The following is a 23,259-nucleotide window of genomic DNA, read 5'->3' as shown; positions in this document are numbered from 1 at the left end:
GAAAGAGAAATGGGATTTTTTTCAGAGCTGAAAAGTGATCTCTCTCAGGCTGCAAAGACAATAATGCCTGAGGAAGGTGAGGAAGCTAAGATCCTGGATGCAACTGCGGAAAAGGAAGCTGCTTCAGAAGAAGTTGAAACAGCTAAGACCAAGACAGAGGCAGAGGTTAAGAAGGATCTGAACGATATGCTTGATCACCTTGACGATATTAAGCTCGACGAGGGTGAGTCAGAAGAGTCTTCTGAAGCGGTCATCGAGACCGAGGAAGAGACTGTAGCAGAGGTTGTGATTCCACAGGAGCCTGAAGCAGAGGAAGAAATTTTCGAGGAGCCTGAGGATGTTATTGAGGACCTCAGCACAATCGAGGAGGAAGAGGAGGATACAGTAGCAGATCTTTCAGCTTCACTTAGTGCAATTGAGTCAATTGCAAAGGAGAAGACAGAGGAGATGCCTGTATACCAGGAGAGAAAGACAACAAATTATAATAATGGGGGATTTGGATCAATGGACATTCAGCAGCAGACACCTACAGATGAAGTAGCCAGCATTACAGAGGGTATGAAAATAGTTGGTAATCTTGAGACAACAGGCTCACTTGACCTTGTTGGTAAGATTACAGGTAACGTAACCTGTCTCGGTAAGCTCAACGTTACAGGTGAGGTTGAGGGTGATTCCAAGGCAGCAGAGATCTATGCAGAGGCAGCCAGAATCACAGGTGAAGTTAGAAGTAACGGAAGCGTTAAGATCGGACAGAGTACAGTAGTTATCGGTAACATCTATGCTACAAGCGCTGTTATCGCAGGTGCTGTAAAGGGTGACATCGATGTTCCCGGTCCTGTAGTTCTTGATACTACTGCAATCGTTATGGGTAACATCAAGTCTCAGTCAGTACAGATCAACAACGGTGCCGTTATCGAAGGTAACTGCTCTCAGTCTTATGCTGAGGTTAATCCTTCCGCATTCTTTGATGGACTTAAGGGACAGAAATAATGAGAATACTTTTAAAACTTAGTGGTGAAGCACTTGCCGGACCTAACAAAACCGGCTTTCATGAAGAGACAGTTCGCGGAGTAGCACTCCAGGTTAAAAAGCTTGTAGATGACGGAGTTGAAGTAGGTATCGTCATCGGAGGCGGTAATTTCTGGAGAGGACGCACAAGCGAGAACATCGACCGCGTAAAAGCAGATCAGATCGGCATGCTTGCTACAATCATGAACTGCATTTATGTGTCCGAGATTTTCAGAAGCGTAGGTATGATGACAAACATTCTCACACCTTTTGAATGTGGTTCATTTACCAAGCTTTTCTCGAAGGACAGAGCAAATAAATATTTTTCAAAGGGAATGGTTGTATTCTTTGCCGGCGGCACAGGACATCCCTATTTCTCAACAGATACGGGATCAACTCTCAGAGCTATCGAGATCGAGGCAGACGTTATCCTTCTTGCCAAGGCTATCGATGGAGTATATGACAGCGATCCTGCTACCAATCCGAACGCTAAGCGCTATGACACAATAAGCATTGACGATGTGGTTGCACAGAATCTGCAGGTTGTTGATATGACAGCGTCCATCATGGTTAAAGAGAATCATATTCCTATGAGAGTATTCGCTCTTCAGGAAGAAAATAGTATAATAAAGGCAGCAAGTGGCAACTTCAACGGAACCACTGTTACCGCATAAAAAAATAATCCGGAGGATAAGTGTATGAATGAAAAAGTTAAAATCTACGAAGAGAAAATGACGAAGGCTTTTGATTTCCTTGCGCAGGAGCTTGCTTCTATTCGTGCAGGACGCGCTAATCCGCATGTTCTTGATAAACTCAAGGTGGATTATTACGGAACACCCACACCTATTCAGCAGGTTGGTAATGTTTCCATTCCCGAGGCGCGCATGATTCAGATAGCACCCTGGGATAAGAGTCTTATCAAAGATATTGAGAAGGCTATACTTGCATCCGACATCGGTATCACACCCAGCAATGACGGTGCTGTTATCCGTCTTATCTTCCCTGAGCTCACTGAGGAGCGCAGAAAGCAGCTGGCTAAGGATATCAAGAAGAAAGGTGAGGATGCTAAGGTTGCAGTAAGAAATATTCGTCGTGACGGAAATGATTCCTTTAAGAAATTAAAGGGCACCGACGTTTCAGAGGATGAGATTGCTGAACTTGAAGAAGATCTTCAGAAGATGACCGATAAGTTCGTTAAGAAGATTGACGAAGCGGTTGAAGAAAAGAGCAAAGAGGTAATGACAGTCTGATTTCGGAACCTCTTTATTCAAAATTATAAGAAAAAGAGCCTGTGGGTTACAGCACAGGCTCTACTTACATTTATAGGAGCCTTCCTTTCTGGGGATGAATGCAGAAAAAATAATGCCTTCCCCCCTTTGGGGGAAGGTGCCCCGAAGGGGCGGATGAGGGTAAATATGGAAGAAAACACAAAAATACCACAACATGTCGCTATAATACTTGATGGTAACGGCCGATGGGCCAAAGCAAAGGGCCTTCCCCGAAACTACGGACACAAACAGGGAGCTAAGGCTGTAGAGGATATCCTTGTTGTTGCAAGAGATATGGGCATTAAATATTTGACAGTGTATGCTTTCTCTACAGAAAACTGGAACAGACCCGAGACTGAAGTTACAGCCCTGATGATGATACTCAGACAGTATCTTAAGAGCAGTATCAAGAAGTCAATGAAGAACAACGTACGTTGTCAGGTTATCGGCGAGCGCAGCAAGCTCTCAGCCGACATTCAGGATGCAATCAATGAGCTCGAGACCGCAACAGCAGGTAACACCGGTCTCACTTTTACTATAGCAATTAACTACGGAAGTCGTGATGAAATTGTACGCGCTGTCAGAGAAATTTCACAGGAGTGCAGCAATGGCAAAATTTCGGCGGCTGATATAACAGAGCAGATGATATCGGAGCATCTGGATACTTCGAATATCCCGGATCCCGATCTTCTTATCCGCACCTGCGGAGAGCAGCGCCTCAGTAATTTCTTATTATGGCAGTGCGCTTATACAGAGTTTTACTACACAGATATTGCATGGCCCGATTTTGACGAAGCAGAGCTTCAGAAAGCGGTGGATGCGTATGCAGGCAGGAACCGTAAGTTTGGCGGTTTGAAAACAGAGCCGGAAGAGTAAAACATAAAAGGGGAAATATATGAAGACTAGAGTAATAAGCGGAGCAGTACTGGTAGTTCTGCTTATATTGACGCTTGTGAGCGGCGGTTATGTGACTGCAGGAGTTTTGCTCTTTGTATCACTTGTTGGATACCATGAACTTTCAGGTGCTTTGAAGGTTCGCGCTGCGGATGAAAAGATGAATCTTCCGGAGTTAATCGGAATGGCTGCGGTAACTCTTTATTACATACTGCTTTTGTTGAAGGGCGGAGATATGCTCTTTTTAGTGGTAGTAATAATGTCACTTTTTGTGGCAGAGGCTGTTATTTTCGTTTTTTCATATCCGAAATATAAAGCTAATCAGATGATCGGATCCGTATTTTCGTTTATATATGCACCGGTGATGCTCGCATTTATTTATCTGCTGAGGGCGAAGCCGGAGGGGCACTTACTTGCATGGATTCCGTTTGTTGCGTGGATATGCGATACCTGTGCCTATTTTGCAGGCAGTGCTTTCGGCAAGCATAAGCTTTGCCCGCTTCTTTCTCCCAAGAAGACTATTGAGGGAGCTGTGGGAGGCGTGCTTGGAAGCGTTGTGGCAGGAGTTATTTTCGGATACGTTTATTCTAAATATACAGATACAACACTTTCCGCGCAGATTTGTATGACCAGCTTTGCTATTATCACATTTGTGGCGGGTTGTCTGTCTCAGGTGGGAGACTTGATCGCCTCCGGAATCAAAAGGGAGCATGATATCAAGGACTACGGTAAACTCATCCCGGGACACGGCGGTATTATGGACAGATTTGACAGTGTGATTTTTATCACTCCCGCCATCTATTTCCTGGCACTATTATTTATACGTTAAAAGAATAAGCCTTCCCTTTGGGAAGGAAATAATAAAGCCTTCCCCTTTGGGGCGCACGACATCCGGGGGATGTCGGTTCTGCGCGGACCGGAGCGGAGCGAAGACAGGTGGCGCGAAGCGCCGGATGAGGGGAAAATCATTACGAGGTAAATTTATGAGAAAAATTGTACTACTCGGTTCAACCGGTTCCATAGGAACGCAGACTCTTGACGTTGCAAGAGCCAATCCCGACGGTCTTAAAATTGTCGGCATAGCTGCAAACAGAAGCGTTGACAAGGTTGAACAGCAGGTAAGGGAATTCAGACCCAAGTATGTGGCAATGTATGATGAGGATGCCGCAAAGGACCTCAAGATAAGACTATCCGATATGCCTGTTAAGATATTATCCGGTATGGACGGACTTGTTGAAATATCACAGGTAGAGGAAGCAGATACGGTTCTTACGGCTGTTGTCGGCATGATTGGCATACGTCCAACTATGGCAGCAATTGAAAGCGGCAAGGACATAGCGCTTGCCAACAAAGAGACGCTCGTCACCGCAGGTCATATCATTATGCCTCTTGCGGAGAAAATGAACGTGAAGATCCTTCCCGTTGACAGTGAGCACAGTGCGATTTTTCAATCACTTAACGGCGAGCCGAAAAGCAAACTCGAGAAGATACTTCTTACGGCATCGGGCGGTCCCTTCAGAGGGAAAAAGCGCGAAGAACTTACAACCATGACAGTGGATGATGCTTTAAAGCATCCCAACTGGGATATGGGCGTAAAGGTTACAATCGATTCCGCATCCCTTGTAAATAAGGGCCTTGAGGTTATGGAAGCAAGATGGCTTTTTGATGTATCACTTGATCAGATACAGGTTATCATTCAGCCTCAGAGCATAATCCATTCAATGGTACAGTTCGTTGACGGAGCTGTAATGGCACAGCTTGGCGTTCCGGATATGAAGCTGCCTATTCAGTATGCACTTTTCTATCCCGACAGAATGCCTATGGATGAAAAGAGGCTAGATTTCTTTGAGCTTTCTCAGATTACTTTTGAGAAGCCCGATACGGATACTTTCCTTGGATTAAAACTGGCTTATGATGCTGCCAGAGCAGGCGGAAGTATGCCTACAGTATTCAACGCGGCCAATGAGATGGCTGTTAAGAAGTTCGTAAACAGGGAGATTAAATTCCTTGATATTTACGAGATGATTTCGAGTGCGATGTCTCACCATCAAAAAATTGAGAACCCTAATCTTGAGGAGATTCTCATGGCTGAGGCTGACACTTACAAATATCTGGAGAATAAATAAATGCTTGTTAGTTTAATAATCTTTTTTGTAATTTTCGGAATACTTGTCACCACCCATGAACTGGGCCATTTCCTTATTGCCAAGGCAAACGGCATAAGAGTTTTGGAATTCATGATAGGAATGGGACCTGCGATTTTTAAAAAGCAGAGAGGTGAGACATTATATAGCATAAGGCTTATCCCTTTCGGCGGAGCCTGCAGATTTGAAGGCGAGGATGATATAGACGGAGAAGATCATGGTTATGATGAGCGTTCTTTCCCCAATGCTAATGTATGGGCTAGAATCGCGGTACTCTTCGGAGGTCCCTTCTTCAATTTCATCACTGCAATTATTCTTGCGGTAGTTGTAGTTGCCAATTCACCCTGGGCATTCCCGGTGGTATCAGGTATCACGGATGAGAACTCCGCAGCTGCAGAGGCAGGACTTCAGGAGGGAGACCTCATTGTAAAAGTCGACGGCGAAAGAATTCATCTTGCTTCCGAAGTTACACTCATATCTCAGTTCAGTAAGGGCGGAGTTATGCAGATCGATTACGAGCGCGATGGACAGCTCTATCACACAGATCTTACTCCTCACTATGATGAGGAGCAGGGCAGATACTTTATGGGAATCTACCTCGGAAAATATGAGAGGGTTACAGGACCCAAGGTTCTTGCCTATGCGTGGTACGATGTCCTTTATTACTTTAAATCTACTTACAGAAGTCTTGCACTTTTGATACAGGGAAGATTGTCACTTGGTGACGTGTCTGGTCCTGTCGGAATGGTGAAAATTGTTGACGATACCTACGAAGCGGTAAGCCCGTATGGATTATCTTCAGTTATACTTACAATGCTTGAACTTTTGATACTGTTATCCGTTAACCTCGGAGTGATGAACCTCCTTCCGCTTCCCGCATTGGACGGTGGAAGACTTGTGTTCCAGTTCGTCGAGGTACTTCGCGGAAAGCCCGTTCCGAGAGAGAAGGAAGGCATGGTTCACCTCGTCGGAATGGTAGTACTTATGGCCTTCATGCTTGTTGTAGTCATAAGTGACGTATCTAAATTCATGAAGTAAGGAGGCATTCATGACATATCGAGATAACACGAAAGTAGTTCACATCGGTAACAAGGTAATCGGCGGTGGCAATCCGATCATGATCCAGTCCATGACCAACACACCCACTGAGGATGTGGAGAAAACCGTAGCGCAGATACTTGCTCTTGAGGCGGCAGGTTGTGACATCGTTCGCAGCACAGTTCCGAATCAGGAAGCGGCAAATGCCATTAAAGAGATAAAGAAGCGCATACATATTCCGCTGGTGGCAGATATCCATTTTGATTACAAAATGGCGATTGCAGCTATGGAGAATGGCGCAGATAAGATAAGAATAAATCCCGGAAATATCGGTTCAAAGGATAGAATTGAAGCAGTTGTTAAAACCGCGAAGGAGAGGAACATCCCCATCAGAGTCGGTGTTAACAGCGGTTCCCTTGAAAAGGAACTTGTGGAAAAATACGGCGGCGTAACAGCAGAGGGCCTTGTGGAGAGTGCTCTTGATAAGGTTGGAATTATCGAGGACTTCGGCTATGACAACCTTGTTATCAGCATCAAATCTTCCAACGTTATGCTTTGCGTAGATGCACACAAAAAGCTCGCAGAAAAGACAAATTATCCGCTTCATGTAGGAATTACAGAGGCAGGAACTCTTTACGGAGGAAATATCAAGTCTTCTATCGGACTTGGAATTATCCTTAACGAGGGCATCGGCGATACAATCCGCGTATCCCTCTCAGGCGATCCTACAGAGGAGATTCGCACTGCCAAAATGATACTTAAGACACTTGGCCTTAGAAAGGGCGGAATTGAAGTGGTTTCCTGTCCCACATGCGGAAGAACCAAGATTGACCTCATTGGACTTGCCAATGAAGTTGAGAAGATGGTTCAGGAATTCCCGCTTGATATCAAGGTTGCGGTTATGGGCTGCGCAGTAAACGGCCCCGGTGAAGCCAGGGAAGCAGATATCGGAGTTGCCGGCGGTATCGGTGAGGGACTTCTTATCAAACGCGGCGAAGTAATTAGAAAAGTTCCGGAGGCTGAGCTCATCAGCGCCCTGCGCGATGAACTTGTTCATTGGAACGATTAATATATCGAAAGAGACCAACGTATGAGAAAACCATTCTTGGAGGTTTTCCAGACCTTAAAACTGGACCAACACACAAAAGAAGAACTGTCAGATGTGCAGGTTGAGAAAATATCCACCACCGAGAAAAAGGATCTCGTACGCATCTATTTATCCAGCAACCGTCTTATCGAAAAGGCGGATGTTGTAAAGGCAGAGAAGGAAATTAAAAATCAGCTTTTCAAGGAGACCAACCTGAAGGTCAAGATTTATGAAAGGTTCTTTCTCTCTGCACAGTACACACCCCAGAATCTTCTGGAGATGTACAAGGACAGTATTCTGCTGGAATTCAAGAACTATGATCCAATAGAATATACGATTTTAAAATCCGCGGACTTCTCGTTTCCTGAATCAGACCGAGTGGAACTGATTCTCGAGGAGTCTGTTATTGCTGAGAAAAAATCTGAAGATATACAGCGCATTTTGGAAAAAATCCTGAATGAACGCTGCGGTTTTGCTGTGAAAATGGGCATCACCTATAAGAAGGCGACTGCTAAAAAGAAGGAAATAGATTATTCCAAGGAAACTTCAAAGCTTGCCAAGAGACTTGAAGAGGCCGAGGAGAGATCCGAGCAGAAGCACAAGGAAAAGGAAGAAGCAGCTGCTGCAAAGAAAGCAAAGGCAGAGGGAGCAGCTTCCGGAGAAAGTGCAGGAAAAGATGCTTCAAAGAATTCCCAGCAATCAGCCGGCAGCAAATTTGGCGGCAGTAAATTTGGTGGTGGCAGCAAGTTTTTCAAAAAGGGCACCGGCGCTGGATTCAAGCGCTCCGACGATCCCAATGTCATCTACGGAAGAGACTTCGACGAAGAGACCATCTCCATGGAAGAAATCGTGGGTGAGATGGGTGAAGTTACTGTCAGAGGAAAAATCATTAACTATGACAGACGAGACATCCGTAATGAGAAGGCTATTCTCATTTTCGCAATGACTGATTTTACCGACACCATTACTGTTAAGCTTTTCGCAAAACAGGAGAATGTGCCTGAGCTTGAGAAGGATATTAAGCCCGGTGCATTCCTTAAGGTGCGCGGAATTGCCATGGTTGATAAGTTCGATCATGAGGTATCAATTCAGAGCGTTGCCGGAATCCGCAAGATACCAGACTTTACCGTAAAGCGCGTTGATGAAGAGGAAGTAAAAAGAGTTGAGCTTCACTGTCACACCAAGATGTCCGATATGGACGGAGTGTCTGAGGTAAAGGACATCGTCAAGCAGGCCTACAAGTGGGGCATGCCCGGAATTGCCATCACAGACCACGGCGTAGTTCAGGGCCTTACCGATGCGAACCATGCCTGGGAGGATCTCTGGAGCGCGGAAAAAGCAAAACGCAAGGAGGCGGGTGACAAGAATCCCGACAGACAGGACTTTTTCAAGGTAATCCAGGGTGTCGAGGGCTACCTCGTAGACGACTTAAAAGAGATAGTAATTAACAACAAGGGGCAGAAGCTTGAGGGCTCCACCTTTGTAGTATTCGATATAGAAACAACGGGCTTTTCGCCTGTGAACAACAAGATAATTGAGATAGGCGCAGTAAAGATGAAGGATGGAGAGATTCTGGATCGTTTTTCGGAATTTATCGATCCTCTTGAACCCATACCCTTCAGAATCACCAAGCTCACCAGCATAACCGATGACATGGTAATCGGCTGTCCCACAAGGGATGAGATTATCCCTAAGTTCGTGGAGTTCTGCGGCGACGCTATTCTTGTGGGACATAATGTCAGCTTCGATATCAGCTTTATCAATGAAAACTGTAAGCAGCTTGGCATCGACGTTGACTACACAACTGTTGATACCATGGGACTTTCGAGGGCGTTTTATCCAAACCAGGCAAAGCATAACCTTGATGCACTTTGTAAGACACTGGGTGTTGTCAATGAACACCATCACAGAGCGGTTGATGATGCTGAGTGTACTGCCAAAATTTTCCAGAAGTTCATACCGATGATTCAGAATGAAGGCGCGGACGACCTCACCAAGGTCAACGACCTCGGAGCATCGACACCGGATCTTGTAAAGCACCTCAGGACACACCACATCATTCTTCTTGCCAAGAATACGGTGGGACGTGTGAACCTGTATACGCTTATAAGTAAGTCCCACGTCGACTATTTTGCCAGATTCCCGAGAATTCCCAAGAGCGAATTGATCAAGCACAGGGAGGGACTTATTATCGGTTCGGCCTGCTGTGCGGGAGAGCTCTACGGCGCTGTTGTCGAGGGGCGCGCTGAGGATGAGATAGCAAAAATTGTAGACTTCTATGATTATCTGGAAATCCAGCCGGTTGCCAACAACCATTTCATGGTGGACTCAGAACGCTATGAGGATATAAACTCGGATGATGATATTCGTGAAATAAATAAGAAAATCGTTAAGCTCGGCGAGCAGTACAACAAACCGGTTGTAGCAACCTGTGATGCACATTTCCTTAATCCCGATGATGAGATTTACAGAACCGTCATAATGGCGGGAAAAGGAATGGCAGACGAGGAACCGGCTCCGCTTTTCGTGCGCACGACTGCTGAGATGATGGCGGAGTTTGATTATCTGGGAGCTGCCAAGGCCAGAGAGGTTGTAATAGAAAACACCCGGGACATTGTGAAGAGATGCGACAGTATTTCCCCTGTCCGCCCCGACAAGTGTCCGCCTGTCATCGAGGATTCTGACGGTATTCTTACCAGAATCTGTTATGACAAGGCTCACGAAATATACGGTGAAAATCTCCCTGAGATAGTTGAGGAGAGACTTGAGAGAGAACTGAATTCAATCATAAAGAACGGCTTCGCGGTTATGTATATTATTGCGCAGAAGCTGGTTTGGAAGTCCGTGGAGGACGGGTATCTGGTTGGTTCCAGAGGTTCCGTAGGATCTTCTTTCGTTGCGTTTGCATCGGGAATTACCGAGGTTAATTCCCTCTCACCGCACTATGTGTGCCCGAAGTGCAAATACAGCGATTTTGATTCTGAAGAAGTATTGAAATACGGCGGTAATTCAGGCTGTGACATGCCTGATAAGCGCTGTCCAAAGTGCGGTCATATGATGGATAAGGACGGTTTCGACATTCCTTTTGAAACCTTCCTTGGATTCAAAGGAGATAAGGAGCCCGATATCGACTTGAACTTTTCCGGAGAATATCAGTCTAAGGCGCATAAGTATACCGAGGTTATTTTCGGTTACGGCCAGACCTTCAGAGCCGGAACAATTGCTGGTCTTGCGGATAAGACTGCCTATGGCTTTGTTAAGAAGTATTATGACGGTATCGGCGTCGGCAAGAGAAGATGTGAGATCGACAGAATTACTCAGGGCTGCATCGGTATTAGACGAGGAACAGGTCAGCATCCCGGCGGTATCATAGTACTTCCCGTGGGAGAGGATATTAACTCCTTTACACCGGTTCAGCACCCCGCTAATGATATGACGACGGCGACCATCACGACGCACTACGATTATCACTCAATCGACCACAACCTGCTAAAGCTTGATATTCTCGGACACGATGATCCGACGATGATAAGATTCCTTCAGGATTGTACCGGACTTGATCCCAAGACGGTGCCGCTTGATGATAAGAATGTCATGGAACTTTTCATGAGTACGAAGTCGCTCAACATCACGCCTGACCAGATAGGCGGGACAAAGCTTGGATGTCTCGGACTTCCCGAGTTTGGAACCGATTTTGCTATGAACATGGTTATCGATGCGCAGCCGACATCGCTGTCTCACCTTATTCGTATTTCCGGTCTGTCACACGGAACCGACGTATGGCTTGGAAATGCGCAGACCCTTATTCAGGAAGGCAAGGCTACAATCGATACCTGTATCTGCTGCCGTGATGATATCATGATCTACCTGATCCAGAAGGGACTTGATAAGTCTGAGTCCTTCAAGATCATGGAGGCGGTTCGTAAGGGAAAAGTTGCCAAGGGTAAGGAGAGCAACTGGGAAGCCTGGAAAAATGATATGAAGGAGCATGATGTTCCGGATTGGTACATCTGGTCCTGCGAGAAGATTAAGTACATGTTCCCAAAGGCGCACGCTGCAGCATATGTTATGATGGCGTGGCGTATAGCTTACTTCAAGGTTTATGTACCTCAGGCCTTCTATGCGGCATGGTTCTCGATAAGAGCTAAGGCGCTGAACTATGAGCACATGTTCCAGGGTGAAGGCACTCTTCACATGTGGATGACTGAATACAGAAACAAGGGCGATGAGATGACTAACGCCGAGCAGAACGAGCTCGCAGCCATGAGACTTGCGGAAGAGATGTACGAGCGTGGCATCGAAGTTATGCCTATCGATATCTTCAAGGCAGCCTCCAGATCTTTCACAGTCTGGGGTGACAAGATAATGCCCAGCCTTCTTAGTATCGACGGCCTTGGTGAAAAAGCTGCCGACCAGATCGTAGAAGCAGTTAAGGACGGTCCCTTCATTTCAAAGGACGACTTTAAACAGCGCACCAAGTGCCCTCAGGCAGTTGTCGACAAAATGGCTGAAATGGGACTTCTCGGAGATATTCCCGAGTCCAACCAAATCAGTATCTTTGACTTCATGATGGGAGGTTGATTGAGAGAATAAATGAAATAGGTTTATGCTATATCAAAATACGAGTAACTATTTACGGTATGATGATAAAAGCATAAACCTATTTTTATAAAATTATGAAAATGGATTTACCAAAAACTAAAAGAAGATAAAAAATATGCGGTATAATAATAAAAAAGCCAAATTACAAACAAAGCAACAAAACAGTTAAAACAAAGCGGTAAAACCTAATAACCAAGAAGCATAAGAGAAAGAAATCCAAAGAGCAAGATGTTATAAGATCAAGTATTATAAAAATATTCGTTTCAAGCTTCCTTTTGCACATCCCACTTTACCGCCATCCATCAGATATTTCTTCATGTTTCTTTGAAGAGTAGTGTTTTCTGGGAGAGATTTTAGCCATAGAGATTCAGTACTATTATTTAATATCTGATGCCTGAGCTGCTCATTTGATCCTTGCTGTTCAAGCTGCCCGTCTGCTATTTTCCTCTCAAACTTATCTTGATTAGTAAGACTCTCTATCTGTCCGCCCGCCAGCTGATATACCCACTCTAGGAAATCCATGGGCTCAGGATCAACTTCATCAATATCAAATGCATTCTGGAATCGTATGATACGCGAATCAGGAGACAACAACTCCTTCAAAGCAGGAGACAAAAGCCAACTATCAAGCAGAATTGTATCTGAATCTACTTCCGGAAAATACTTCCAGAAGAACTCTTTTGCATCAGTAACAGAACTGTTCAACAGCTCAGCTTCAAGTCGAGCATCCGACGGAATGTGCATACTGAGAGAACTACTATCTTCTACCAGTTCATATTCCAGCTCACCAATTCTGAAAAGCTTTGCTTCCGCCTGCCTTGTGGTCCAGAAGGCTCTGTCATAGCCGTAGCTTTCATAGGAAGTATGATACTCATTTACAAATCTTGAAAAACACCCCATCGTCGCTAGGAATATCTCTTCGGGAAAAAGCCTCCATGCATCGTTTTCTCTGCTTCTTACAGATATCAGAAGATGTTCGGTAAGACTCTTTACTCCTGGAAGCGTTTCCTCACCTGTTTTTGCACATAAAATGACAGCATCCAAGACTTCATCAGGCATGCTGATTTTTTGAAGAAGTGACAGTAATGAGGATTCTTCATTTTGTATTGGGCTTGTTCTTGTTTCCAATATTTTTAGTCTCCATTCTATGGATTTTTTTATTCTATCCCCAAATTTCCTTTATAAGCTAATGGCTGAATTGATATACCGGACTTGGCTATTTCATAATAACGACTTTTTATAAACTATATTTCAAAACAATCACATCATGATAATATATCTATATAACTAAATTAATCTACGAAGTAGATATAGTCAAATGACTTACTGAATCAGATTCGTGTTGAATAATACTTCAAGAAGATGATTTATGGAAGATTATTTGCCGGGGGTTGCGCTTATTATGCTCCGAAATACCAAGATAATGGGAAAACATAGAATATCTGGGTACAAGACTTTTTGTTGTTTACCAATATAATTGTAGCTTCACATTTATCATGGTATAAGAAGTAGCAATTGCTACCAAGAAAAAGACCAAATGGCAAATATCTTGGTAAAAAATCAGCAAGTCATTACCAAGAAAAACACTAAATAACAAATATATGGGTACAAATCAAACAAGTTACAGCCAAGAAAAAAAGAAAACAACATATATCTGGGTAAAGGTCATACAAAAGTATACCAAGATAAACAAAAATTAAAGGAAATCTTGGTAGCAACCATCAAAAAGAGTACCAAGAAAATTGCAAATCAATTCTTTTCTTGGTAATAACCGACATACATCAAGAAAAACATTATCGCTAAAAAACTCACATCAAGAAAAATATAGATTAACCATGAAAGAAAGGAGCCTCCATGAGTATCACAAAACTTCGAGAACTGGGTGTTATGGTAGATTGCTCGAGAAATGCAGTCATGAACATACCGGCATTAAAGGAACTCATAAAAATATGTCATGAATTTGGCTATGACTACATAGGGCTCTATACCGAGGACACCATCGAGGTGACAGGTGAGCCATACTTTGGACATCAAAGAGGGCGCTATACGAGAGAAGAAATACAGGAAGCCGATACCTATGCGCATAGCCTTGGCATGGAGCTTCGACCTTACATACAGACGCTTGCACACATCAACCAGATTACCGGATACACGGAATACAGCGAATGCATAGATGTTAATGACATCTTGCTTGTTGGGAATCCGCGCACGGAACAACTAATCGACAATATCTTTAAAACCGTCTCCGAGACTTACTCTACACGAAAAGTGAATATCGGGATGGATGAAGCTCACATGGTGGGACTTGGAAAATATCTTGAACTTCACGGCTATCGGAACAGGGTTGATATCATCCTTGAACACCTTGAGCTAGTTGTGAAAATATGCAAAAAGTACGGCTTGCAACCCCAGATGTGGAGCGACATGTTTTTCAGACTTCTTACAGCTGGAGCATATGGAACGGAAAACAGCGAAGCTGCCAAGGAACTATCTGAAAATCTGTCCAAAATTAAAATTCCTGACGGACTTGAGCTTGTCTATTGGGATTATTACAGCACAGATGAAAAGCACTATGAGATGATCCTGGACCAGCATAAGGCTCTCACCTCGAATACCTCATTTGCAGGCGGTGCCTGGAGATGGATGGGCTTTGCGCCTTACAATTCCTACAGTCTTCTTATTACAAAGGCGGCAATAAAAGCCTGTCTTTCAAAAGATATCGATTCCGTAGCCATGACTGCCTGGGGAGATGACGGCACGGAGTGCAGTATTTTTGCGGTACTGCCTGTGCTCTATGAAGCTCCAAGACTTGGCGGAAAACTACCTACTGACAACAATTCCGGTTCCAAGGAAGACAAAGTGCAAACATTTACAGCCATCACCGGTTACACGCTTGAAGAATTCATGCTCCTTGACCTTGTTAATCCAAACTGCGAAGGTAAAAAGAAAAACAACCTCTCCAAGATACTGCTTTTTAACGATCCGTTGCTTGGCTCCTTTGACAGCCTTGTTCCGGACGGCATCTCTTCTTACTATGAAAAAACTGCCCAGAAACTTTTCGATGTAACCCGAAAAGGTGAGCGTCGCTTTGACCATATTTTTGATTCAATGGGAAAGCTCTGCTTGGTATTAGCACATAAAGCAGACTTTGGATGCAGACTTAGAAAGGCCTACCAGGCAAACAACACACAAACGTTAAAAGTCATAGCAAAAGAAATCCCGCAAATAATCAATCTCCTCGATGCTTTCTATGAAGCCTTCAGAAAGCAGTGGCTCTATGAAAACAAATCTTACGGCTTCGAAGTGCAGACGGTCCGCATCGGGGGATTAAAACAACGCCTGGCGGACATAGCACTATACCTGGATGACTACCTTGGCGGAAGACTGGACAAAATTCAGGAACTCGAAACAGAAACTCTGCCTGTTGGCTACATTCTCGAAGGAGCCTCAGCAAACGAGGCTGAATTTAGCAGTTATCAGAAACTTGTAACCACAAGTAGACTTTCATGGTGATTGTTTTCATAAAACTTTAATTTGAGCATTTTGTTTGCACGATAGTATACTTATATTACGGAATTTTGATAATGAATAACTATGTTCACTAAAAGCATCAACGTGATTTAGGGGGCAATGAAGCATTATGTTCATGAACATGAAAAGGGCCAAGCTGACGGCTTGGGGAATGGCAATCTGCTTTTTGCTGATTCATGTACTTATGATCAGTATTTTTATTCAGTGCGGCGTTACGCCAATGGCGAAGTTTAACGTGTTCAGCATTGTCTTTTATATTTTTATGCTTTTCGTTGTTTATAAAGAGTGGCTGCAACTCTATGCGGTCGCTGTTTACCTGGAAGTTGCGGCTCACATGGTGCTTGCGGCGCTGCTCACCGGGTGGGGCAGTGGTTTTCAGATCACTCTTATAGGCATGAATGTTCTGGCATTTTTTGCTGAATACACGGGGAGAACTCTGAAACTGAAATACATACGTATGATGCCGATGTGCATACTTGGCATGATCTTTTATCTCTCCGTATATGTGTATCTACACTTTAATCCCGCGCCGTATGCCCTCCCTGAGAAGGCGGAATTCTGGCTTTCGATACTATGGGGCGTTATCGTTTTTGTAATCAATCTGTTCGTGTTACAGTTCCTCGTTATAATAGCCAATAAATCGGAGGAACAGCTCGAATATCAGCTTTCTCATGATAAGCTCACAGGCCTTCCCAACAGATATTATCTGACTAATCACCTTGATACGCTTCAAAATGGAAAAGAGGATTATTGGATAGCGATTTCCGACATAGACGATTTTAAGAAGGTTAATGATACCTATGGACACAACTGCGGAGACTATGTTCTGAAAACTGTTGGCGAAATATTGTCCGACAGAGGAGCGCTGTGCTGCAGATGGGGCGGAGAGGAATTCCTGTTTGTCGCGAAAACATCCGAAATACCCAATGCCTATGAGTTTTTGGAGAAAATCAGGAAAGAGATTGAAAAGCAGGATTTTGATTACGAGGGAGTGCCGTTTAAAGTTACGATGACTTTCGGGGTATCAGCTTCAGAAGGGAAAAGAGTACATGATATAATTCATGATGCCGACGAGAAACTGTATCTTGGAAAACACAGTGGAAAAAACAGAGTAATAACTTCAAGGTATTCAGTGGAAAATCCTATTTTGGAGATTCAGGATCCGCTCACTCGTGTTAAGAACAAAGTCGCTTTTGAAAAGACAGAGGAATCTTTGAATCTGGATATACAGCACGGAGCAGCCAATTTCGGAATAGTTTTGATCAGCCTTAAAAATGTGGATGAGATTAATAAAAAGCATGGACAGGATAAGGGCGATGAGTATATCTTAGGTTCATGCAAGTTAATTTGCGGAGTTTATATCAACTCCCAGGTTTACAGAATTAAGCCGACAGAATTTGTTGTTGTCATAACGGGCAGCGATTACTATGCGCGCGGTGAACTGATGGCTGATCTTTCGGACGCATTCAAGAGATCGACTGATAGCAGCGATAATAATCCCTGGCACAGATATGAGGCTTCTATCGGGATGGCCGTATATAATGAAAATTCCAAAGACGTCTCGGAGGTTTTAAATCGAGCGAGGAGTCGGTTTTGAAAGGAATGTAACAATGATTGAAAAAATAAAAAATATTGCACGTAGGGCCGGAGACATAATGAAAAAGGCCGAGCGTCCCAAAATAATGGAAAAGGCCGGGCATGCCAATTTTTGCACAGAGACGGATGAAAAAATCCAGGCGTTTCTTATAGAGAAGTTGCAGGAAGTTCTTCCCGAAGCACAATTTCTGGGTGAGGAAGACGGTCAGGACGTGTTCTCATCAAAAATGGAAAAGGGCTACTGTTTTGTGCTCGATCCGATAGACGGAACCTCCAATTTTATCTATGAATACAGACCGTCAGTGGTTTCTATAGGCCTTTTGAAGGATGGAAAACCGCATATGGCAGTAATCTATAACCCGTTTGATGACATGATGTTTTCAGCACAGGCGGGACAGGGCGCTTACATGAACGGCGAAAGAATAATGTCCACAGAGGCGCCGCTTTCAGATTCTCTGGTGGTATTTGGCACAGCGCCTTACTACGCGGGGCTTCAGGAGAGAACCTTCGAGATAGCAAAGAAGATTCTGCCTCTTTGCGTAGATCTTCGAAGATCCGGAACCGCGGCGTGGGATATGTGCTGCGTTGCTCTTGGCAGATGCGCTTTATATTTCGAGATGAGAGTGCAGCTTTGGGACTATGCTGCGGCTGCGCTTATCGCACAGGAAGCCGGTTGCACGATTACGGATATTGATGGAAAACCGCTCGAATTCAGGGGCCCCACCTCTGCACTTTGCAGGGCGAGAGGAATCAAGGAGATTCCTGAGTGCTTTTTATAAAAAAGCAAAAGGGAGGAAGTATGACATTTTCAGATGACTTCGTAATAAGCTCAATGGATGATCTTATGGCCATCATCGATGAAATGGGTTTTGTTCCGTTTTTCGAAAATGAGATAGAGGGCTTTTCAATTGAGGAGCACATTGATCCGAAATGTTGGTACGGCGGAAGTGACAGCTTCTGGGATGCCTGGGAGTGGAAGGGTCCCGTCATCAATAAGATGAAGTGCGCCTACGGGAAATTCCTTAAAGGCAAGGCTATGTATATCAGCTCCAAGTGGTTTCCGGATTTTGCTAATTTTCGCAGAGACGGCTATGATTTCGATGCCAGATATGATGACGGACTTGCATCATACCACGACAAGGAACTGTTCGAGCTGATAGATGCCAATGCACCGATTCTCTCAAAACCGCTGAAGAAGCTCGGCGATTACGGTAAGGGTGGCAAGAAGGGCTATGATACCATGATCACAAGACTTCAGAAGCAGTGCTATATAATTACCAGTGACTTCAAGTACGCGACAGACAAGTTTGGCAATCAGTACGGCTGGGGAATAGCAGAGTATTCAACTCCCGAGAAATTTTTCGGCAAAAAGTTCAGAGACAAAGTCTACAAAAGAACACCCGAGGAATCCTACGAAAAGATTCTCGGGCAGTTTTCAAAAATCCTCCCAGAGGCAGATGAAGCCAGTATACGGAAAATATTAAAATAGACAATAAAAAATCCAAACTACTTGGTAGTTTGGACGATAGGGTTGGGCTGTTTACACAGTCAGTAGCTCGTAGCGGAATCGAACCGCTGATTCTGCCGTGAGAGGGCAGCGTCTTAGCCGCTTGACCAACGAGCCATATTGTTTTTGTTGTCGCCTTTCGTTTGGCGACTTGATTATATTATTACAACTTCCAAAATAATGCAAGTACTTTTTTGAAAAAAATTAAAAAAAATTTCAAAAGGCAAAAAATGTTATTGCAACAATTAGGAATTAAAAAGCAAAAAGTGTAATGCCAAGATAGACAAAAAACATTATAATTATCATTGTGCGATAGTGTCGTTGGGGATGATTTTTCACCGGGACATATGGCATGAAAAAAGTAAAAAAAGACACAAAAGAAATTGGGAGGTTACATATGCTTTACATAGGTGTAGATCTTGGAACATCATCGGTTAAGCTTGTACTCATGGATGAGACAGGTAAGATTCACGGCACAGCCACAAGGGAGTATCCTTTATATTTCCCGCAGCCCGGTTGGTCAGAGCAGAAGCCTGAGGATTGGTACACACAGGCAGTAGAGGGACTTAAGGAGCTTCTTAAGGATGTTGATAAGTCACAGGTTGCCGGCATCAGCTTTGGCGGACAGATGCACGGACTTGTTATTCTTGATGAGAATGATAACGTTATCCGTCCCGCAATCCTTTGGAATGACGGCAGAACTCAGAAACAGGTAGATTACCTTAATAACGAGATCGGTAAGGATAAGCTTTCCGAGTACACAGCAAATATTGCTTTCGCTGGATTCACTGCTCCAAAGATTCTCTGGATCAAGGAGAACGAGCCTGAGAACTTCAAGAAGATTAAGAAGATAATGCTTCCCAAGGATTATCTTGCATATAAATTCACAGGAACTTTCTGCACAGATTACTCTGATGCATCAGGAATGCTCCTTCTTGACGTTAAGAACCGCAAGTGGTCTGAAGAGATGTGCAAGCTTTGCGACATCACTACAGATATGCTTCCGGGGCTCTATGAGAGTTATGAGAAGGTTGGCGAGCTCACAGCAGAGCTTTCTTCCGAGCTTGGACTTAAGAGCGGCGTAGTTGTGGCAGCAGGCGCAGGCGACAACGCAGCAGCTGCTGTTGGAACAGGTACAGTAGGTAACAACAAGTGCAACATTTCACTTGGTACCAGCGGAACAATTTTCATGTCCTCCAACAACTTCGCAGTGGATAGCAATAATGCGCTTCATTCCTTCGACCATGCGGACGGACACTTCCATCTCATGGGCTGCATGCTCAGCGCAGCAAGCTGCAACAAGTGGTGGAATGATGAGATTCTTAAGACCAAGGATTATGCAGCAGAGCAGAAGGGTATTGAGAAGCTTGGCGAGAACCACGTATTCTTCCTTCCTTACCTTATGGGTGAGAGATCTCCCTGGAATAATCCGAATGCCCGCGCTACCTTTACAGGCATTACAATGGATACCACAAGAGAGGATATGACTCAGGCAGTGCTCGAGGGCGTTGCTTTTGCTACAAGAGATATGTACGAAGTTGCCAAGAGCATCGGCGTTAAGCCCGAGAGAACTATGATCTGCGGCGGTGGTGCTAAGAGTCCTCTCTGGAGAAAAATGATTGCGAACATTCTTAATATAGAAGTAGATGTTCCTGTTTGTGAAGAGGGACCCGGCATGGGCGGCGCTATGCTTGCCATGGTTGCATGCGGTGCTTACGCAAGTGTTGAGGATGCTGCGGCTGCTATCGTTAAGGTTGATAAGACCGAGAAGCCCGATCCCGCTCTTGTAGAGAAGTATGAGGCAAGATATCAGCAGTTCAAGAACATTTATCCTGCACTCGCTGACACTTTTGATAAGATTATCTGAACGTATTGACGGGACGAGGTTTATTGGTATAATTAGTCTCGTAAACAAAAACAAGCAGAGTAGAATCCGGTGCGTTAAGTGCCATCTGGACAGGGACTGCCAGAAGGACGAAGGGCAACCGCGGTGTCGGATTCGGTTCCCACTGTAGCATATCGAATGTGTTGTAATTTCAGACACCTCCTTGTGCATACTGTGGAATGCATTAGGAGGTGTTTTTATGCAGAAAAATGTAACAGTTAATGAAGCAAATGAGATCAGTGTAAACAGATGGCTCAGATCCCTGAATGAGTTCAAGAGCCTACGAAACGTAGTGTTTTGTGGAATGATGGCTGCTGTAGCGATTATCCTCGGCTATGTAGCCACCATCAGAATCGGTCAGTTTATCAGAATCGGTTTCTCGGGACTCCCGAATCAGGTTGTAGACTATCTCTTCGGACCTGCGGTAGGTGCTATCTTCGGAGCGGCGCTTGATATCATCAAGTGGTTTTTACAGCCCTCAGGTGATTTCTTCCCGGGCTTTACAATCAGTGCGGCCCTTGGCGGAATCATCTATGGCTTCGCATTTTATAAAAAGAACATAACTCTTCCGAGAATCTTTGTGGCTCAGCTTATTGTCAAAGTCTTCGTAAATATCGGACTCAATTCACTCTGGCTCAAGATGCTCTACGATCAGGCGATAATTGCGATGCTTCCGGGAAGAGTATTATCCAATGCAATAATGCTCCCTATTGATACTTTTATCACTTATGCAATGCTCAAGGCTATAGAGAGAACAATCAAGCCTATGATGCAGGGACTTTGATGGATATGGGCTTTACACAATCTTTACTTGACAAAAAGCAGTAGCGGTGCTACATTACACTTGTAACTTAATAATAATTCAGACTAGAAGTGGACTTGCAAGAGTCCACTTTTTCTATGCAAGTGCATTTGTAAAGAAATTTATGCACGCTTGCGTAAGAGGAATATCCTATGTCCAGAAGAGAAGAAATAGAGAACAAGACAGAAGCTCTTCTTAAGCCGATAGCTGAGAAGAACGAAGTTCGAATCTACGACGTCGAATTTGTTAAGGAAGCGGGACAGTGGTACCTGCGAGCTTACATTGACAGAGATGGCGGAGTTGATATTAACAAATGCGTGGATGTCAGCCACGAGCTCTCCGATGCTCTTGATGAACACGACTTCATCGACGAAGAGTACATCCTTGAAGTCAGCAGCCCGGGACTTGGCAGAGCACTTAAAAAGGACAGACATTTTGAGAACAGCTTAGGCCAGGAGGTTGACGTCAAGCTTTACAAGGCTCAGGACGGCACCAAGGAATTCACCGGAAATTTAAAGAGCTACGATTCAGATACAATCACAATCGAAACTCCCACCGGAGACAAAACATTCATTAGAAAAGAAGTTTCAAGCGTTAAGCTTACGCTGGACTTTTAACATTAAATATGTATATTCACAAACTTTCATAGATCAAGGAGAAAAAAACTATGAGTAAAGAATTGATGGACGCACTCGATTTGCTTGAGAAGGAGAAGAACATAAGCAGAGATTCTCTGTTTGATGCTATCGAGAACTCACTCATCACTGCCTGCAAGAATAACTTTGGCAGAGCTGAGAACATCCGTGTTGAAGTTGATCGCGATACCTGCGATTTCAGATGCTTCGCTGACAAGGAAGTTGTTGAGCTCGAGGACGACGTAATGGATCCCCTTCTTGAGATCTGTCTTGATGATGCACATAAGATCGATCCTAAGGCGCAGATCGGCGATATTGTTGCGGTTTCACTTAATTCCAAGGAATTCGGACGTATCGCAACACAAAATGCGAAGAACGTAATCCTTCAGAAAATCCGCGAGGAGGAGAAGGACGCAATCTACAGCGAGTATTATGAGCATGAGCATGACATCGTTACAGGTGTAGTTCAGAGATTCATCGGTAAAAATATCAGCATCAACCTTGGTAAGGCTGACGCTATGCTCAATGAGAACGAGCAGGTTAAGACTGAGCACTATCGTCCCACAGAGCGTATCAAGGTTTACATTCTTGAAGTAAGAAATGGTAACAAGGGTCCCAGAATTCTTGTATCCCGTACACATCCCGATCTCGTTAAGAGACTCTTCGAGCAGGAAGTTGCTGAGATTCAGGATGGAACAGTTGAGATTAAGAGTATTGCCAGAGAAGCCGGCAATCGTACAAAGATTGCGGTTTATTCCAATAACCCCAACGTTGATGCGGTTGGTGCCTGCGTTGGCGTGAACGGAAGCAGAGTTAACCTTATCGTTGATGAGCTCAACGGTGAGAAAATCGATATCGTTAACTGGGATGAGAACCCCGGAAACCTTATTCAGAATGCACTTTCACCTGCAAAGATTGTTGCAGTTTTCGCTGATCCCGATGAGAAGAGCGCAAAGGTAGTTGTTCCTGATTACCAGCTCTCACTTGCAATCGGTAAGGAAGGCCAGAACGCAAGACTTGCTGCACGTCTTACAGGTTATAAGATTGATATCAAGAGTGAGACTCAGGCTAAGGATGCTCCCGGATTCCGCATTGAGGATTACATGGATGATGAGGAAGAGTACGATGAGTACGAAGAGGGTGAGTACGCCGAGGACGGAGAGTATGAAGAGGCTGAGTACGAGGAAGAGGCTGCAGCTGATGCTGAAGAAGAGACTTCCGAGGAAGAGTAATTACAGAATGCTTCGTTACTATATATAAAG

Annotated in this window: 18 protein-coding genes, 1 tRNA gene and 1 riboswitch; of the genes, 17 read left to right on the top strand and 2 right to left on the bottom strand. The window is 44.3% G+C overall.

Features of this window, described 5'->3' with window-relative positions:
- Positions 1 to 9: 9 nt before the first annotated feature.
- The 9 genes from BMW61_RS09405 to BMW61_RS09365 all read left to right on the top strand — a co-directional run bounded on the left by BMW61_RS09405 (position 10) and on the right by BMW61_RS09365 (position 12,020).
- Positions 10 to 990 (top strand): polymer-forming cytoskeletal protein, encoded by a 981-nt coding sequence (locus BMW61_RS09405; protein WP_242876682.1) that lies wholly within the window; start codon positions 10 to 12, stop codon positions 988 to 990.
- On the top strand, positions 990 to 1,682 hold the full coding sequence (gene pyrH, locus BMW61_RS09400; RefSeq protein ID WP_022763083.1) for a UMP kinase: 693 nt from the start codon (positions 990 to 992) through the stop codon (positions 1,680 to 1,682). Before BMW61_RS09405 ends, pyrH begins: the two co-directional genes overlap by 1 nt.
- Positions 1,683 to 1,706: 24 nt before the next feature.
- Positions 1,707 to 2,258, top strand: a complete 552-nt coding sequence (frr, locus tag BMW61_RS09395) for a ribosome recycling factor (protein ID WP_022763084.1) — start codon at positions 1,707 to 1,709, stop codon at positions 2,256 to 2,258.
- Between the two features lie 165 nt (positions 2,259 to 2,423).
- Positions 2,424 to 3,152 (top strand): isoprenyl transferase, encoded by a 729-nt coding sequence (locus BMW61_RS09390; protein WP_091821267.1) that lies wholly within the window; start codon positions 2,424 to 2,426, stop codon positions 3,150 to 3,152.
- A gap of 19 nt (positions 3,153 to 3,171) precedes the next feature.
- Entirely contained in the window at positions 3,172 to 3,999 is an 828-nt protein-coding gene (locus BMW61_RS09385; RefSeq protein ID WP_091821264.1) for a phosphatidate cytidylyltransferase, read from the top strand.
- 154 nt (positions 4,000 to 4,153) lie between these two features.
- On the top strand, positions 4,154 to 5,296 hold the full coding sequence (gene dxr / locus BMW61_RS09380; RefSeq protein WP_091821262.1) for a 1-deoxy-D-xylulose-5-phosphate reductoisomerase: 1,143 nt from the start codon (positions 4,154 to 4,156) through the stop codon (positions 5,294 to 5,296).
- On the top strand, positions 5,297 to 6,352 hold the full coding sequence (gene rseP, locus BMW61_RS09375; protein WP_091821259.1) for an RIP metalloprotease RseP: 1,056 nt from the start codon (positions 5,297 to 5,299) through the stop codon (positions 6,350 to 6,352). It begins immediately after the preceding gene.
- A 10-nt stretch (positions 6,353 to 6,362) separates the two neighbouring features.
- The gene (gene ispG, locus BMW61_RS09370; RefSeq protein ID WP_091821256.1) at positions 6,363 to 7,421 is read left to right on the top strand and encodes a flavodoxin-dependent (E)-4-hydroxy-3-methylbut-2-enyl-diphosphate synthase; all 1,059 of its coding nucleotides are present in this window, start codon (positions 6,363 to 6,365) and stop codon (positions 7,419 to 7,421) included.
- A 21-nt stretch (positions 7,422 to 7,442) separates the two neighbouring features.
- A complete protein-coding gene (locus BMW61_RS09365) occupies positions 7,443 to 12,020 on the top strand; it encodes a PolC-type DNA polymerase III (protein ID WP_091821253.1) in 4,578 nt (1,525 codons plus the stop codon).
- 267 nt (positions 12,021 to 12,287) lie between these two features.
- Here the strand turns inward: BMW61_RS09365 and BMW61_RS09360 are convergent, their stop codons facing one another.
- Positions 12,288 to 13,169 (bottom strand): acyltransferase domain-containing protein, encoded by an 882-nt coding sequence (locus BMW61_RS09360; RefSeq protein WP_091821250.1) that lies wholly within the window; start codon positions 13,167 to 13,169, stop codon positions 12,288 to 12,290.
- Positions 13,170 to 13,895: 726 nt separating this feature from the next.
- Between BMW61_RS09360 and BMW61_RS09355 the strand changes: the two genes are divergently transcribed.
- From BMW61_RS09355 to BMW61_RS09340, 4 genes are all read left to right on the top strand, one after another.
- A complete protein-coding gene (locus BMW61_RS09355) occupies positions 13,896 to 15,554 on the top strand; it encodes a beta-N-acetylhexosaminidase (RefSeq protein WP_091821247.1) in 1,659 nt (552 codons plus the stop codon).
- 127 nt (positions 15,555 to 15,681) lie between these two features.
- Positions 15,682 to 17,169, top strand: coding sequence for a GGDEF domain-containing protein (locus BMW61_RS09350; RefSeq protein ID WP_022763093.1), 1,488 nt, complete (start codon positions 15,682 to 15,684; stop codon positions 17,167 to 17,169).
- 13 nt (positions 17,170 to 17,182) lie between these two features.
- Positions 17,183 to 17,947 carry an inositol monophosphatase family protein gene (locus BMW61_RS09345; RefSeq protein ID WP_091821244.1) on the top strand — a complete coding sequence of 255 codons (765 nt, stop codon included), beginning with the start codon at positions 17,183 to 17,185 and terminating at the stop codon, positions 17,945 to 17,947.
- 20 nt (positions 17,948 to 17,967) lie between these two features.
- Positions 17,968 to 18,657: an AlkZ-related protein gene (locus BMW61_RS09340; RefSeq protein WP_026498088.1), complete on the top strand. Its 690-nt coding sequence runs from the start codon at positions 17,968 to 17,970 to the stop codon at positions 18,655 to 18,657.
- Positions 18,658 to 18,720: 63 nt separating this feature from the next.
- On the opposite strand, the gene BMW61_RS09335 is transcribed toward BMW61_RS09340, so the two are convergent.
- Positions 18,721 to 18,792 (bottom strand) — tRNA-Glu (locus tag BMW61_RS09335).
- Between the two features lie 280 nt (positions 18,793 to 19,072).
- On the opposite strand from BMW61_RS09335, the gene xylB reads away from it, so the two are divergent.
- The 4 genes from xylB to nusA all read left to right on the top strand — a co-directional run bounded on the left by xylB (position 19,073) and on the right by nusA (position 23,229).
- Entirely contained in the window at positions 19,073 to 20,542 is a 1,470-nt protein-coding gene (gene xylB, locus BMW61_RS09330) for a xylulokinase (protein WP_026498089.1), read from the top strand.
- 53 nt (positions 20,543 to 20,595) lie between these two features.
- Positions 20,596 to 20,689: riboswitch (THF riboswitch) on the top strand.
- Between the two features lie 70 nt (positions 20,690 to 20,759).
- Complete coding sequence (locus BMW61_RS09325; RefSeq protein ID WP_026498090.1) at positions 20,760 to 21,344, top strand: folate family ECF transporter S component; 585 nt, start codon at positions 20,760 to 20,762, stop codon at positions 21,342 to 21,344.
- Positions 21,345 to 21,514: 170 nt separating this feature from the next.
- Positions 21,515 to 21,979 carry a ribosome maturation factor RimP gene (gene rimP / locus BMW61_RS09320; RefSeq protein WP_022763099.1) on the top strand — a complete coding sequence of 155 codons (465 nt, stop codon included), beginning with the start codon at positions 21,515 to 21,517 and terminating at the stop codon, positions 21,977 to 21,979.
- A gap of 50 nt (positions 21,980 to 22,029) precedes the next feature.
- Complete coding sequence (nusA, locus tag BMW61_RS09315; protein WP_091821241.1) at positions 22,030 to 23,229, top strand: transcription termination factor NusA; 1,200 nt, start codon at positions 22,030 to 22,032, stop codon at positions 23,227 to 23,229.
- Positions 23,230 to 23,259 lie beyond the last annotated feature (30 nt).

It is taken from the genome of Butyrivibrio sp. ob235, assembly GCF_900109475.1.
Lineage (GTDB): Bacteria > Bacillota > Clostridia > Lachnospirales > Lachnospiraceae > Butyrivibrio.
This window is presented reverse-complemented; position numbering and strand designations above follow the sequence as displayed.

Coding starts and splice junctions, on each gene's coding strand:
- BMW61_RS09405 (WP_242876682.1), top strand. CDS start 10: ATGGGATTTTTTTCAGAGCTGAAAAGTGATCTCTCTCAGGCTGCAAAG.
- pyrH (WP_022763083.1), top strand. CDS start 990: ATGAGAATACTTTTAAAACTTAGTGGTGAAGCACTTGCCGGACCTAAC.
- frr (WP_022763084.1), top strand. CDS start 1,707: ATGAATGAAAAAGTTAAAATCTACGAAGAGAAAATGACGAAGGCTTTT.
- BMW61_RS09390 (WP_091821267.1), top strand. CDS start 2,424: ATGGAAGAAAACACAAAAATACCACAACATGTCGCTATAATACTTGAT.
- BMW61_RS09385 (WP_091821264.1), top strand. CDS start 3,172: ATGAAGACTAGAGTAATAAGCGGAGCAGTACTGGTAGTTCTGCTTATA.
- dxr (WP_091821262.1), top strand. CDS start 4,154: ATGAGAAAAATTGTACTACTCGGTTCAACCGGTTCCATAGGAACGCAG.
- rseP (WP_091821259.1), top strand. CDS start 5,297: ATGCTTGTTAGTTTAATAATCTTTTTTGTAATTTTCGGAATACTTGTC.
- ispG (WP_091821256.1), top strand. CDS start 6,363: ATGACATATCGAGATAACACGAAAGTAGTTCACATCGGTAACAAGGTA.
- BMW61_RS09365 (WP_091821253.1), top strand. CDS start 7,443: ATGAGAAAACCATTCTTGGAGGTTTTCCAGACCTTAAAACTGGACCAA.
- BMW61_RS09355 (WP_091821247.1), top strand. CDS start 13,896: ATGAGTATCACAAAACTTCGAGAACTGGGTGTTATGGTAGATTGCTCG.
- BMW61_RS09350 (WP_022763093.1), top strand. CDS start 15,682: ATGTTCATGAACATGAAAAGGGCCAAGCTGACGGCTTGGGGAATGGCA.
- BMW61_RS09345 (WP_091821244.1), top strand. CDS start 17,183: ATGATTGAAAAAATAAAAAATATTGCACGTAGGGCCGGAGACATAATG.
- BMW61_RS09340 (WP_026498088.1), top strand. CDS start 17,968: ATGACATTTTCAGATGACTTCGTAATAAGCTCAATGGATGATCTTATG.
- xylB (WP_026498089.1), top strand. CDS start 19,073: ATGCTTTACATAGGTGTAGATCTTGGAACATCATCGGTTAAGCTTGTA.
- BMW61_RS09325 (WP_026498090.1), top strand. CDS start 20,760: ATGCAGAAAAATGTAACAGTTAATGAAGCAAATGAGATCAGTGTAAAC.
- rimP (WP_022763099.1), top strand. CDS start 21,515: ATGTCCAGAAGAGAAGAAATAGAGAACAAGACAGAAGCTCTTCTTAAG.
- nusA (WP_091821241.1), top strand. CDS start 22,030: ATGAGTAAAGAATTGATGGACGCACTCGATTTGCTTGAGAAGGAGAAG.